Origin of the sequence: Sphingomonas endophytica (assembly GCF_014199415.1) — a bacterium.
Classification (GTDB): domain Bacteria; phylum Pseudomonadota; class Alphaproteobacteria; order Sphingomonadales; family Sphingomonadaceae; genus Sphingomonas; species Sphingomonas endophytica.
The window spans coordinates 441701-454605 of the sequence record NZ_JACIJN010000001.1; the positions used below are offsets into that span (position 1 = coordinate 441701).

Annotated in this window: 10 protein-coding genes; 6 read left to right on the forward strand and 4 right to left on the reverse strand. The window is 70.6% G+C overall.

Features of this window, described 5'->3' with window-relative positions:
• Window positions 1-70: 70 nt before the first annotated feature.
• Window positions 71-1027: an alpha/beta hydrolase gene (locus FHS97_RS02065; RefSeq protein WP_184032782.1), complete on the forward strand. Its 957-nt coding sequence runs from the start codon at window positions 71-73 to the stop codon at window positions 1025-1027.
• On the opposite strand, the gene FHS97_RS02070 is transcribed toward FHS97_RS02065, so the two are convergent.
• Both FHS97_RS02070 and FHS97_RS02075 read right to left on the reverse strand, forming a co-directional pair.
• On the reverse strand, window positions 993-2690 hold the full coding sequence (locus FHS97_RS02070) for an asparagine synthetase B family protein (RefSeq protein WP_184032784.1): 1698 nt from the start codon (window positions 2688-2690) through the stop codon (window positions 993-995). The two genes, FHS97_RS02065 and FHS97_RS02070, sit on opposite strands and share 35 nt — an antisense overlap.
• Before the next feature lie 101 nt (window positions 2691-2791).
• A complete protein-coding gene (locus FHS97_RS02075; RefSeq protein ID WP_184032785.1) occupies window positions 2792-3862 on the reverse strand; it encodes a LacI family DNA-binding transcriptional regulator in 1071 nt (356 codons plus the stop codon).
• Between the two features lie 222 nt (window positions 3863-4084).
• On the opposite strand from FHS97_RS02075, the gene FHS97_RS02080 reads away from it, so the two are divergent.
• From FHS97_RS02080 to FHS97_RS02090, 3 genes are read left to right on the forward strand one after another with little or no spacing between them, the layout of a single operon-like run.
• Window positions 4085-5071, forward strand: a complete 987-nt coding sequence (locus FHS97_RS02080) for an alpha/beta hydrolase (RefSeq protein ID WP_184032786.1) — start codon at window positions 4085-4087, stop codon at window positions 5069-5071.
• A 29-nt stretch (window positions 5072-5100) separates the two neighbouring features.
• Window positions 5101-7155 carry a TonB-dependent receptor gene (locus tag FHS97_RS02085; protein ID WP_184032787.1) on the forward strand — a complete coding sequence of 685 codons (2055 nt, stop codon included), beginning with the start codon at window positions 5101-5103 and terminating at the stop codon, window positions 7153-7155.
• 35 nt (window positions 7156-7190) lie between these two features.
• On the forward strand, window positions 7191-8633 hold the full coding sequence (locus tag FHS97_RS02090) for a flavin-containing monooxygenase (protein ID WP_184032788.1): 1443 nt from the start codon (window positions 7191-7193) through the stop codon (window positions 8631-8633).
• A gap of 2 nt (window positions 8634-8635) precedes the next feature.
• Here FHS97_RS02090 and glmS read toward each other — a convergent pair whose 3' ends face one another.
• On the reverse strand, window positions 8636-10459 hold the full coding sequence (glmS, locus tag FHS97_RS02095; RefSeq protein ID WP_184032789.1) for a glutamine--fructose-6-phosphate transaminase (isomerizing): 1824 nt from the start codon (window positions 10457-10459) through the stop codon (window positions 8636-8638).
• A gap of 1 nt (window position 10460) precedes the next feature.
• Window positions 10461-11807 (reverse strand): bifunctional UDP-N-acetylglucosamine diphosphorylase/glucosamine-1-phosphate N-acetyltransferase GlmU, encoded by a 1347-nt coding sequence (gene glmU / locus FHS97_RS02100; protein ID WP_184032790.1) that lies wholly within the window; start codon window positions 11805-11807, stop codon window positions 10461-10463.
• 62 nt (window positions 11808-11869) lie between these two features.
• Between glmU and FHS97_RS02105 the strand changes: the two genes are divergently transcribed.
• Window positions 11870-12541 (forward strand): HAD hydrolase-like protein, encoded by a 672-nt coding sequence (locus FHS97_RS02105; protein ID WP_184032791.1) that lies wholly within the window; start codon window positions 11870-11872, stop codon window positions 12539-12541.
• The gene (locus FHS97_RS02110) at window positions 12538-12885 is read left to right on the forward strand and encodes a VanZ family protein (RefSeq protein WP_184032793.1); all 348 of its coding nucleotides are present in this window, start codon (window positions 12538-12540) and stop codon (window positions 12883-12885) included. Before FHS97_RS02105 ends, FHS97_RS02110 begins: the two co-directional genes overlap by 4 nt.
• Window positions 12886-12905 lie beyond the last annotated feature (20 nt).

Below are 12905 nucleotides of genomic sequence, written 5' to 3' on the forward strand. Positions count from 1 at the left end.
TGACGATGTTGCGCGCCGCTCGGTCGCCGTCTTACACCAGCTCCACGGAAAACATCGGGAGGACATAGCGATGCACATCGACCGGCGCGCCTTGATCGGCGGAGCGGCGAGCCTCGCCACGCTCGCGATGACGCAGCGAGCGACCGCGCAAGACGCCACCGCCACCACCCAATGGCCGCCACGCGAGCACTTCAAGCTTTGGCCGGACCGGCCGCCCAACAGTCCGCGCCGCCTCCCCACGCCCAACAACGAGATGAACGGCCAGCCCCCGCGCCGCGAACTCCACCTGCGTGGCGTCGCCGAGCCGGTCGTCGGCGTCTACCGCCCCGCGCGGCCGGATGGCCGCGCGCTGCTGTCGCTCCCCGGCGGCGGCTACCGCTTCCTCTCGGTCGAGAACGAAGGCATCAACGTCGCGCGGACCTTCAACCCGCTTGGCGTGACGGTCTTCGTCCTCGCCTATCGCCTGCCCGGCGAAGGCTGGCTCGAGCCGCAGGACGTGCCGTTGCAGGACGCGCAGCGCGCGATGCGGTTGATCCGCGCCCGCGCCGCCGACTTCGCGATCGACCCCGCAGGGTTGGGCGTGGTGGGATTCTCGGCCGGGGGGCTGCTCGCCGCCAGCATCGCCACCGCCTATGCCGATCCCGTCTACGATCGTGTCGACGCCGCCGACGACCAACCCGCACGCCCGGCGTTCGCCGGGCTGGTCTATCCGGTCATCACCGGCGACATGATGCGCGTCGGCGCGCTCGGCGCGGCGCGCTTCGACACCGACCGGCGCGTCAATCGCGGCACCCCGCCGATCTTCATCGCCCATGCGCTAGACGATCCGGTCGTCCCCGCCGCGCAGCCAATGGCGATGCTCGCTGCGTGTCAGGCGGCGCGCGTACCGGTCGAGGCGCATTTCTTCCAGGAAGGCGGGCATGGCTTCGGCCCCGCCTATCTCGCGCCCGAACTTCCCGGATCGCACTGGCCGCAATTGTTCGACCTGTTCGTCAAGCGGACGCTGGCCAGCCGAACAACCGGCTGAGGCTCCGCTCGAGCACCAGCAACCGCCACAGCAGCGCAGCCTGCGCGTCCTCCCCGCCGCGGTGTCGCTCGATGCCCGCGGCGATCCGCGCCGTGTCGAACCAGCCCAGCTCGGCCAGCAACCGGGATCGCTCCAGCCGCGCCACCTCCGCGCGCAGCGGCCCGCGCAACCATTGCGACACCGGCAGCGGCGGCGCAGCCACTGGCGTCGCGGGCAGGTACCGCGCCACCGCCCCCACCAGCGGCGACGTCCGCGCCCGTCGCGCGCCACCCGGCAGCGACAGCACGAACGTCACCAGCCGCGCGTCGGCGAACGGCGTCCGCCACTCCGCCCCCGCCGCCATCCCGGCGCGATCCGCGATCGTCAGCACCTGCCCCGGCAACCGCGTCGCCAGATCGGTGCGCAGCGCGGCATCGAGCGGATCACCGCCCCGCCACGCCGTCGCGAACCGCTGCATCACCGCCCGCTCGCGTGCCGCGCTCCATAGCTCGCTCGCTTCCGCCGCGCCGGTCGCCAGCGCATAATCCGCCTCCGCCGCGCCCAGCCCGGGCAGCGTCCACCGCCACCGCCGCCAGCGCTCGCGCCGCGCGAACCGCCGCCAGCGCCCGCCCTCCAGCAGCAGCGAAGCGCCGGCCCCCGACATCACGACCGGCCCGCTCCCTCGCGCCGCGACGATCGCCGCCAGCGCCGCCGGATCGCCGCACGGCTCATCGAACGCCGCCACCAGATCGTTGAGCAACGCCGGCAGGTCGTCGAGCCTCGCGCGACGGTGCGCCGTCGCGAACCGCGCCGCCACCCCGCCATCATCCCCGACCCCGACCGTCGCGACCGCCTTCGCGCTCGCCTCCGCCGCCAGCGCGACCACCGCCGCATCGCCCAGCCCGCCGAGCAGCAACGCCGCCGGCCGCGCCGCGCCCGCGCCCCGCGCCACCGCCGCACGCAGCTCGGGCAGCAACGCATCGGCGGGCGCCTCACCCGCGTCAGGCAAGCCCCACCAGCGGCGCGCTCCCCGCAGCGCACGCCCGCGCTCGACGAGCAGGAAATGCCCGGCCGCCAGCTTCTCGACCCCCGCGATCATACAGGCATCATCGGGCACGTAGCCGAGCGCCAGATAGTCGGCGACCGCCGCCGCATCGGGCGCGCGCCGCAGCAGCGGATGCGCGAGCAGCCCCTTCAGCTCGGAGGCGAAGATCAGCGCGCCATCCGGCAGCAGCGTCAGATGCAGCGGCTTGGCGCCCAGCCGGTCGCGCGCCAGGAACAGCGTCTGCGTCGCCGCATCGTGAACCGCGATCGCGAACGCCCCCTCCAGCCGGTCGAGCAGCGCCGGCCCCCATGCCGCAAAGCCGTGCAGCACCACCTCGGCATCGCCTTCCCCGACGAACCGATGCCCCAGCCCGCGCAGCTCCGCGCGCAGCGCCGCATGGTTGAGGATCGTGCCGTCGAGCATCGCGGCATAGCGCAGGTCCGCGGTCGCGACCGGCTGGGTCGCCGCCGCACCGCCGATCACCGCCAGCCGCCGGTGCGCGAAGCCGACCCCCGGCGCGGTCCACTCGCCCGCGCCGTCCGGGCCGCGATGCGCCATCGCCGCCGCCATCGCGCGGACGCGCGCCGGATCGACCGGCTTCGGCGTCGAGGGGTGGAACAGCCCGGCGATCGCGCCCATCTCAGCCGCGCCCCGCTGCCGCGCCGTCACGCACCGTCACTTCTCCACGCCCCGTCACCGACCGCCTGATCATCGCCGCGCGCTATCACGCGCCGGGCGGTTCAGCGACCCCGTTCGGCGGCAGCCGGACGCGGCGGCGCGTCGGATCCCCGCCGTACCAGCGTGTAATCCAGCGTCACCTGCTTCGCCGCGCCGCGCCCCGTCTCGCGACGATCCGTCAGCATCCCCGCGAGCAGCTCGATCGCGGCGCGGCTCATGTCGGCGATCGGCTGGCGGATCGTCGTCAGCTCCGGCCAGATCGTCGTGGCCAGCGCGCTGTCGTCGAAGCCGCACACCGTCAGGTCGCGCGGCACGTCCAGCCCGCGGCGATGCGCCACCGCCACCGATGCCGCCGCCATATCGTCGTTGCTCGCGAAGATCGCGGTCGGCGGTGCGGCCATGTCGAGCAGCCGCTCGGCGGCGAGCAGTCCGGAGCGGTAATCGAACAGCCCGTTCGCGACCAGCGCTTCGTCGGGCTCCAGCCCCGCGACGACCAGCGCGGCGCGATAGCCCGCCAGCCGCTCGGCGCTGGCATGGATATTGTCGTTGCCGGTGATGAAACCGATCCGCCGATGCCCGAGCCCCAGCAAATGCGCGGTCATCGCCTGCGCCGCGCCGCGATCGTCGATCGCTACCGCTCCCACAAGCGGCGGCGGCGCGCTGGTCGCCACCGCGACGGTCGGAATGCCCGCCGCCAGCAACACGTCGAGCACCACCGGCGAGTCGCACAACGGCGGCGGCAGGATGACCCCGTCGATCCCGCCCGCGATCAGGCGCGCCGCGACGTCCCCCTCGTGATCGTCCAGCTCGCATTTCTGCACGATCAACTGGATGTCGGAGCGCCCCGCCTGATCGAGACTGCCGAGCAGGAAGGCGCTTAAATACGATTCGCTGGGGTTGCTGAACAACAGCCCGACGCGCAGCTGCGCCGCGCCGGCCAGCCGCCGCGCCGCCGGATTGGGCGAATAATCGAGCTGCCGGATCGCCGCGTTCACGGTGTCGCGCGTCTCGGCGCGCACATTGCCCTCGGCGTTGATGACGCGCGATACCGTCATCTGCGACACGCCGGCCAGCTGTGCCACATCGGCGATCGTCGGCACGCCCGACCGTCGCTTGCGTCTCTCCCCCGTCATTCGCCCTGCTTAGCATCAACCTTGCCGCAGGTAAGTCATTCCCGCGAATTTTGATGATAGCGTTCACGGATGGCGCGTCATGCTCGTTTCCGATCCCCACATCCCTTCGTCGCCAGGATGACGAATGAGGCGGCGTAGCTCGCTGAAGTCCCCTCCGTCACGACCTTGTTGGGACCGCGCACAAACCCTAAGCCCTGCGCGATAATCCACTGGAGAGACTGCATGGCCGCGACGTTCGACGCTCCCACCCGCCGCGCGCTGCTCGCCGCGCTCGCCGCCGCGCCGCTCGTCCCGGACGTCGCCGCCGCACAGGCCGGAGACGAGACGCTGCCGCTCTGGCCGAAGGCGCCGCCGGGCGCGCCCGCGACGCTGCCGGTGCGCAAGGTCGAGCAACGCTCGAAGACCGCCGGCTTCAACGATCGCTGGCTGACCGGGATCGCGATGCCGACGCTCACCGTCCGCCGCCCGGCACAGCCGAACGGCGCGGCGGTGATGCTGATCCCGGGCGGCGGCTATGGCTTTCTCGCCTTCGACAATGAGGGCGAGGAGCAGGCGCGCTGGCTCACCGCGCGCGGCGTCACCTGCTTCATCCTCACCTATCGCCTGCCCGGCGAGGGCTGGCGCGACCGTGCGCTGGTGCCGCTGCAGGACGCGCAGCGCGGGCTGCGGCTGATCCGCGCCCATGCCGCGCGCTACGGCGTCGATGCGAAGCGCGTCGCGGTCATCGGCTTTTCGGCGGGCGGGCATCTCGCCGGCAGCCTCGCCACCCGCCACGCCGAGCGCACCTATGCCCCGGTCGACGCCAGCGACCGGCTGTCGGCACGCCCCGATCTCGCCGGGCTGATCTACCCGGTCGTCTCGCTGTCGGAGCCGTTCACGCACACCGGCTCGCGCGACAATCTGCTCGGCACCCCCTCCGGCGAATCCGCGCGCCGCGCCGCCTCGGTCGAGCGCCATGTCGATGCGCAGACCGCGCCGGTGTTCCTCGTCCATGCCAGCGACGACGGCACCGTGCCGATCGCCAACAGCCTTGCCATGTATCAGGCGCTCCTCGCCGCGCAGCGCCCGGCCGAGCTGCACGCTTTCGACAAGGGCGGGCATGGCTTCGGCGTGCGCCTGCCCGCCGGCACGCCCGCCGCGGCCTGGCCGACGCTCTTCGCCGCCTTCGCCGCGCAACTCGGGCTCCTGCCCGCCGCCGCGACCCCCTGACCGGCGGCCTCGCCGCCCGGAGACCATCGATGAAACACCTGACCACCGCCTTGCTGCTCGCCGGCACGCTCACCACCCCGGCCGCCGCGCAGGACGGCGAGGAGGTCGTCGTGCGTGGCCGCGGGCTCGCGCCGCGTCCGGGCGACAAGGCCGCGTCCGTCGTCACGCTCGACGCCGCGCGCGTTCGCGAAAACGCCAGCAACCGGCTCGAAAGCATGCTCGCCGATGTCGCCGGGCTGCAGCAATTCCGCCGCGCCGATTCACGCTCGGCCAACCCCACCAGTCAGGGGATTTCCTTGCGCGGGATCGGCGGCAACGCATCGAGCCGCGCGTTGCTGATCCTCGACGGCGTGCCGCAGACCGATCCGTTCGGCGGCTGGGTACCGTTTCCCGCCTATGCCACCGACCGGATCGGCGCGATCCGCGTCACGCGCGGCGGCGGCAGCGGCTATTTCGGCCCCGGCGCGCTGGCCGGCACGGTCGAGATCGACAGCAGCGGCCCGCGCGACCAGCCCGCGCTCGCCGCCGATCTCGCCTATGGCAGCCGCCATTCGGTCGACGCGACCGCCTCGGCATTGCTCGAACGCGGCGCGGGTTTCGCGACGCTCTCCGGCGCCTATACGCGCGGCGACGGCTTCATTCCCACCGTCGCCGGGCAGCGCGGCCCCGCCGACCGTCCCGCGCCCTATGAGCAATTCTCCGCCGCCGCGCGCACCGTCGTCACCATCGCGCCGTCGACCGAGTTGCAGGCGAACGTCTCCCGCTTCACCGACACGCGCGAACGCGGCACCGCCTTCACCGCCAACCGCAGCGAGGGTGCGGACGCCAGCGTGCGGCTCGTCGGGCGCGGCAAGCTCGGCTGGTCGGCGCTCGCCTATCTCCAGACCCGCGCCTTCGCCTCGCAATTCGCCAGCGTCGATGCCGCGCGCCGGACCGCCACCCAGACGCTCGACCAGTATAACACCCCCGCCACCGGCATGGGCGGGCGGATCGAGCTGGCACCGCGTATCGGCGAAGGCCGCGACCTGCGCTTCGGTGCCGACATCCGCCGCGTCGAGGGGCGGACGCAGGAACTCTACACCTATGTCGCCGGCCTCCCGACCCGCCGCCGCGTCGCGGGCGGCGCGGCGCTCAACTGGGGCGTGTTCGGCGACGGCACGCTGACCGCGGGCGCGCTGACGCTGACGCTCGGCGGGCGGGTCGATCGCTGGCAGCTCACCGACGGCCGCCTGCGCGAGGTCGCGCTCACCAACGGTTCGGCGCTGACCACCAGCGACTTCGCCGACCGCAGCGGCACCGAATGGACCGGCCGCGCCGGCGCGGCGTGGACGATCGCGCCGCCGCTGACGCTGCGCACCTCGGCCTATCGCGGCTGGCGGTTGCCGACGCTCAACGAACTTTACCGCCCGTTCCGCGTCGGCACCGATGCGGTCGCCGCCAATGCGCTGCTGTCGCCCGAGCGACTGACCGGGGTCGACGGCGGGGTGACCCTGGTGCCGGTCGGCGGGGTCAGCCTGACGGGTACGTTGTTCTGGAACCGGCTGACCGACGCGATCAGCAACGTCACCGCCGGGCGTGGCCCCGGCACCTTCCCCGGCGTCGGCTTCGTCGCGGCCGGCGGCACCTATCGCGTGCGCCAGAATCTCGACGCGATCGAGTCGACCGGCGTCGAGCTGGACGCGCGCTGGGATCACGGCCCATGGTTCGCCAGCGCCTCGTGGAGCCATGTGAACCCGCACGTCCGCGCGACAGGCAGCGCCGCCGCGCTCGACGACCTCCGCCCGGCGCAGACCCCGCGCGACCTCGTCTCGACCGCGCTCGGCTGGCGACAACAGGATGCCGCGCTCTCCGCGACACTCCGCCACAGCGCCGCGCAGTTCGAGGACGATCAGAACAGCCGCACCCTCGCCGCCGCGACGACGCTCGACGGCTATGCCGCGCTCCCGCTCACCCGCCGGATCGCGATCGAGGCGCGCGCCGAGAACGTCTTCGACGCGCGCGTCGAGGCCGGGATCAGCGGCACCGGCGTGGTCGAGCGCGCCACCCCGCGCACCTTGTGGATCGGCGTCCGCCTCCGCTCGTGATGACAAGCCCCGGTCCGCGCCCGTAAGGGGGCGGCATGAACGAGCATCTCGACGTGCTGATCGTCGGCGCCGGCCTGTCGGGGATCGGCGCCGCCTACCGGATCGGCCAAAACCGCCCCGACCGGCGCTGGGCGATCTTCGAGGCGCGCGACGCGATCGGCGGGACGTGGGATCTGTTCCGCTATCCCGGCATCCGCTCGGACTCGGACATGACGACGCTCGGCTTCCCGTTCCATCCGTACCGCGGCGAGAAGACGATCGCGGACGGTGCCGACATCCTCGCCTATCTCCGCGACACCGCGCGCACCTTCGGCATCGACCGCCACATCCGTTTCCGCCACCGCGTCACGGCCGCCGAATGGTCGAGCGAGGCGGCGCGCTGGACCGTTCATTACGAGGTCGACGGCGATTCCGCGCAACTGACGTGCCGTTTCCTGTTTTTCTGCTCCGGCTATTACGATTATGCGTGCGGCCATGCCCCCGAATGGCCCGCCCTGGGGGTATTTTCCGGCCGCATCGTGCACCCGCAGGCGTGGCCTGCGAACCTGTCGGTCACTGGGCGGCGCGTGGTGGTGATCGGCTCGGGCGCCACCGCGGTCACGCTCGTCCCCGCGCTGGTCGCACGAGGTGCCGCACACGTCACCATGCTGCAACGCTCGCCCACCTATATCGTCGCGATGCCGGCCCGCGACCGCCTCGGAGCCGCCCTGCACCGCATCCTCCCCACCCGGCTGGCCGATAGGCTAACCCGCTGGAAGAGCATCGCTTACGGGATCGGCAGCTACACGCTCGCCCGCCGCCGCCCCGCTCTGGTGAAGCGCCAGATCGCCAAGCAACAGCGCGCCGCACTCGGCGACGGCTATGACGTCGCCAAACATCTGACCCCAAACTACAATCCGTGGGATCAACGGCTATGCCTCGTCCCCGACAGCGACCTGTTCACCGTCCTGCGCGACGGCCGCGCCACGATCGTCACCGACACGATCGATCACTTCACTCCCGACGGTATCGCCCTGATGTCGGGCGACATTCTCCCCGCCGACGTGGTTGTCACCGCCACCGGCCTGCGCCTGAAGATCATGGGCGGCGCCGCCCTCTCGGTCGGCGGCCGCGCAGTCGAGCCGCACCGCCACCTCGTCTACAAGGGCGTCATGTTCAGCGACGTACCGAACATGGCCTTCTCAACGGGTTACACCAACGCCTCCTGGACGCTGCGGAGCGATCTCAGCGCCCGTTTCGTCGCCCGCCTGCTCGACCACATGGACGCCACCGGCACCACGATCGCGACCCCGATCCCGCAGGCGGCGGAGGAAGCCACCACCCCGCTCCTCGACCTCAATTCCGGCTACATTCAACGCGTTGCCGAGTGGCTGCCCCGCCAGGGCAAGCGCATACCGTGGCGGGTGCAGCAGAACTACGTCCGCGACAGACTGACGATGCGCCGCCGCCTCGACGACGGCGTGTTACGCTTTCGCTAGGATTATTCGACGGTTACGCTTTTCGCGAGGTTGCGCGGCTGATCGACGTCCGTCCCCTTCGCCACCGCGACGTGATAGGCAAGTAGCTGAACCGGCACCGCATAGACGATCGGCGCGATCAACGGGTGGACCTTGGGCATGGTGATCGTCGCAACACAGCCTTCGCCCGCCGCCTCGACCCCGTCATAGTCGCTGATCAGCAGGACTTTCCCGCCGCGCGCCTGCACTTCCTGCATGTTGCTGACGGTCTTGTCGAACAAGGGCCCGGAAGGCGCGATGACGACGACCGGAACATTCTCGTCGATCAGTGCGATCGGCCCGTGCTTCATCTCGCCCGCCGCATAACCTTCGGCGTGGATGTAACTGATTTCCTTGAGCTTCAATGCGCCTTCCAGCGCGAGCGGATAATCGGTCCCGCGCCCCAGATACAGCACGTCGCGCGCGCCCGCGATCACCCCGGCGATCGCCTCGATCGACTCGTCATAGGCGAGCGCGCCGTTGATCGCGGCGGGGGCCTCGGCGAGCTGGCGGACGATGTTGCGCTCCTCGCTTTCGCTCAGCCACCCCTTCGCCTTGGCGAGGTTCGCCGCCAGCGCCGCCAGCACGGAAAGCTGACAAGAGAAGGCTTTGGTCGAGGCGACGCCGATCTCCGGCCCGGCGTGGGTCGGCAGCAGCAGGTCGGCCTCGCGCGCCATCGTGCTGGTCGGCACGTTGACGACGACGGCGATCGTCTGCTTCTCCGATCGCGCGTGGCGCAGTGCAGCCAGCGTGTCAGCAGTCTCACCTGACTGACTGATAAACAAGGCCAACCCACCCTCTTCCATCACCGGCGCGCGGTAACGAAACTCGCTCGCGACATCGAGATCGACCGGGACGCGCGCGAATTGCTCGAACCAGTATTTCGCGACCATCCCGGCGTAAAAGCTTGTCCCGCACGCCACGATCGTCACGCGCTTGATGCCCGACAGGTCGAAGTCAGGGATCGGCAGCACGATCTTGCCCTCGAACCGCTGCAGATAGCTGCGCAGCGTCTGCGCGACCACGATCGGCTGTTCGTAGATCTCCTTCTGCATGAAATGGCGATGATTGCCCTTGTCGATCAACGCTCCGGTGACGCCCGAGATCGTGACCGGCCGCTCGACCGGCTGGTTGTCGCGATCATAGACCTGCGTGCCGTCACGCGCGCAGACCACCCAGTCGCCCTCGTCGAGATACGCGATCCGCTGCGTCAGCGGCGCCAGCGCCAGCGCGTCCGAGCCGAGATACGTTTCGTCCTCGCCGTAACCGACGACCAGCGGCGAGCCGAGCCGAGCACCGATCAGCAATTCCGGGTGGCTGCGGAACAGGATCGCCAGCGCGAACGCGCCGTGCAGGCGCGGCAGCACCTCGCGTACCGCCTCGTCAGGCAACTTGCCGCCCTCGACCTGCTCGCTGATCAGATGCGCGACGACCTCGGTATCGGTCTCGCTGGTGAAGACGCGCCCGCGCGCCTGCAATTCCTCGCGCAGCGTCTTGAAGTTCTCGATGATCCCGTTGTGAACGACCGCAACTTCGTCGGTCGCGTGCGGGTGCGCGTTGTTGGTGGTCGGCCCGCCATGCGTCGCCCAGCGCGTGTGCGCGATCCCGGTCGTGCCGGGGAGCGGATGCGCGGCGAGTTCCTTGCCGAGATTGACCAACTTGCCCGACGCGCGCCGCCGCTCGATAGCGCCATTCACGATCGTCGCGATCCCGGCCGAGTCATAACCCCGATATTCGAGCCGCTTCAGCCCGTCGAGGAGGCGATCGGCCACATCGTCATGGCCGAGGATACCGACGATACCGCACATCTTACTGACCCTTCTTCTTGGCCGTCATCGCGTCGCGAAAGCGCTTCGCCCAACCGCCGCGCTCTTCCTGCCGGCCGCGTGCCAGGGCAAGTGAATCCGCGGTAACGTCCCGGACAACAACCGAACCTGCCCCGACGATCGCCCCCGCACCGACCGACACCGGCGCGACCAGCGCGCTGTTCGATCCGACGAACGCGCCCTCGCCGATGACGGTGCGATATTTGAAGAACCCGTCGTAATTGCAGGTGATCGTCCCCGCGCCGATGTTCGCGCGCGCGCCGACTTCGGCATCGCCGATATACGACAGGTGGTTGACCTTCGCGCCGACCCCGACATTCGCCTTCTTGATCTCGACGAAATTGCCGACCTTGGCGCTCTCCGCCAGCACCGCGCCCGGCCGCAACCGAGCGTACGGACCGACCTCCGCGCGCGCGCCGACCGTCGCGCCCTCCAGATGGCTGAACGCACGGATCGTCGCGCCGTCGGCGACCGAGACGCCGGGGCCGAACACCACGTTCGGTTCGATCGTCACATCGCGCCCCAGCCGTGTATCATGCGCGAACCACACCGTTTCCGGCGCGATCAGCGTCGCGCCGTTCGCCATCGCCTGCGCGCGCCGCGCCTGCTGCCACATCGCCTCGACCGCCGCGAGTTCGCCGCGGCTGTTGACGCCGGTCACCTCGGCGGCGCTCGCCTCGACGACCACCGCCGCGCCCGACAGTTCGACGACATCGGTCAGATAATATTCGCCCGCCGCATTGTCGTTGCCGAGCTTCGCAAGCAGGTCGAACAGCAGCTCGCCACGCGCCGCCATCAGCCCGGAATTGCACAGCGTCACCGCACGTTCGGCGGCATCGGCGTCTTTGAACTCGACGATCTTCTCCAGCCGGTCGCCACCCTCGGCGACGATCAGCCGGCCATAGGCCCCGGCGTCTGCGGGCCGGAACCCGAGCACCACGACGGCAGGCGCATCCGCGGCGTCGAGCCGCTCGATCATCGCGCGCATCGTCTCCGCGCGCACCAGCGGCACGTCGCCATAGAGGATCAGCACGTCGCCCGTGAACCCAGCCAGCGCCTCGCGCGCCTGCATCACCGCATGGCCGGTGCCGAGCTGTTCGCGCTGCACCGCGATCTTCGCGCCGAGCGGCATCACCGCCGCCTCGACCTGCTCGCGTCCCGCACCGGTCACCACTACCGTCCGCTCGGGCGACAGCGTCGCGGCGGAGGCGAGCAGATGAAGCAGCATCGGTCGCCCGGCGATCGGGTGCAGCACCTTGTGCAGGTCGGATTTCATGCGGGTGCCCTTGCCCGCGGCGAGGACGACGACGGCGATGTTGCGGCTCGACATGGCGACCGCCCTGCCACCCTTTGCTTGCCAATTCCAGTAGCGCACGGCAACGCCCGCAACCGATGACTGACTTCCCCTTCCGCATCGTCGGGTTCGATCTCGACGGTACCTTGCTCGACACGTCGGGCGATCTCGCCGCGGCGCTCAACCACGCGCTCGCCAGCGCCGGCCGCCCGACGCTGTCGGTCGAGCAGGTCAAGCCGATGATCGGCGGCGGCGCGCGCCACATGCTCGCGCAGGGCATGGCGGCGACCGGCGGCTGCACCGACGCCGAACTCAATGTGCTGCAACGTCGGCTGCTCGATCATTATCAGGCGAACATCGCGGTCCTCACCCGACCCTTCCCGCACGCGCTCGACGCGCTCGACCAGCTCGCCACGCGCGGCGTCACGCTGGCGGTCGTCACCAACAAGCTCGAGGCGCTCGCCCGCCAGATACTCGCCGAGCTCGGGCTCACCGATCGCTTCGCGGCCATCATCGGCGGCGACACGATGGGGCCGGGCAACGGCAAACCGTCGCGACTGCCGATCGACGCGATGGTCGCGCGCTGCGGCGGTGGCCGCGCCGCGTTCATCGGCGATTCGATCTACGACATCACTGCCGCGCATGCCGCCGGGCTGCCCGCGATCGCCTGTTCGTTCGGCTTCCTGATGCAGCCGGTCGAAGAGCTGGGGGCCGAGCTGGTGATCGACAGCTTCGCCGAGCTGATCCCCGCGTTGGAGCGACTGGCATGACCGAGGTGCGCGTCCCCTGGTTCTTCGCGCTGATCGTCGCGACCTCGTTCGCGGTCGGCATGGCGCTGATGCCGCATCCGGTGCCGATCGTCGAGGTCGGCGACAAATGGCAGCATATGGCGGCGTTCGGCACGCTGACGCTGCTGTCGGTGCTGGCCTTCCCGCGCGCGTCGCTGCTGCGGATCGGCGAGCGGCTGTCGTTCCTCGGCGCGATGATCGAGGTGTTGCAGTCGATCCCGTCGCTCCACCGTGACTGCGACATCATGGACTGGATGGCCGACACCACGATCATCGTCGGCGTACTCGTGGTGGTGCGCCTCGGGCGCAGCGTGCGACGACGCTGAAACGCTCTGCCTTTCGTCAC

Coding starts and splice junctions, on each gene's coding strand:
- FHS97_RS02065 (WP_184032782.1), top strand. CDS start 71: ATGCACATCGACCGGCGCGCCTTGATCGGCGGAGCGGCGAGCCTCGCC.
- FHS97_RS02070 (WP_184032784.1), bottom strand. CDS start 2,690: ATGGGCGCGATCGCCGGGCTGTTCCACCCCTCGACGCCGAAGCCGGTC.
- FHS97_RS02075 (WP_184032785.1), bottom strand. CDS start 3,862: ATGACGGGGGAGAGACGCAAGCGACGGTCGGGCGTGCCGACGATCGCC.
- FHS97_RS02080 (WP_184032786.1), top strand. CDS start 4,085: ATGGCCGCGACGTTCGACGCTCCCACCCGCCGCGCGCTGCTCGCCGCG.
- FHS97_RS02085 (WP_184032787.1), top strand. CDS start 5,101: ATGAAACACCTGACCACCGCCTTGCTGCTCGCCGGCACGCTCACCACC.
- FHS97_RS02090 (WP_184032788.1), top strand. CDS start 7,191: ATGAACGAGCATCTCGACGTGCTGATCGTCGGCGCCGGCCTGTCGGGG.
- glmS (WP_184032789.1), bottom strand. CDS start 10,459: ATGTGCGGTATCGTCGGTATCCTCGGCCATGACGATGTGGCCGATCGC.
- glmU (WP_184032790.1), bottom strand. CDS start 11,807: ATGTCGAGCCGCAACATCGCCGTCGTCGTCCTCGCCGCGGGCAAGGGC.
- FHS97_RS02105 (WP_184032791.1), top strand. CDS start 11,870: ATGACTGACTTCCCCTTCCGCATCGTCGGGTTCGATCTCGACGGTACC.
- FHS97_RS02110 (WP_184032793.1), top strand. CDS start 12,538: ATGACCGAGGTGCGCGTCCCCTGGTTCTTCGCGCTGATCGTCGCGACC.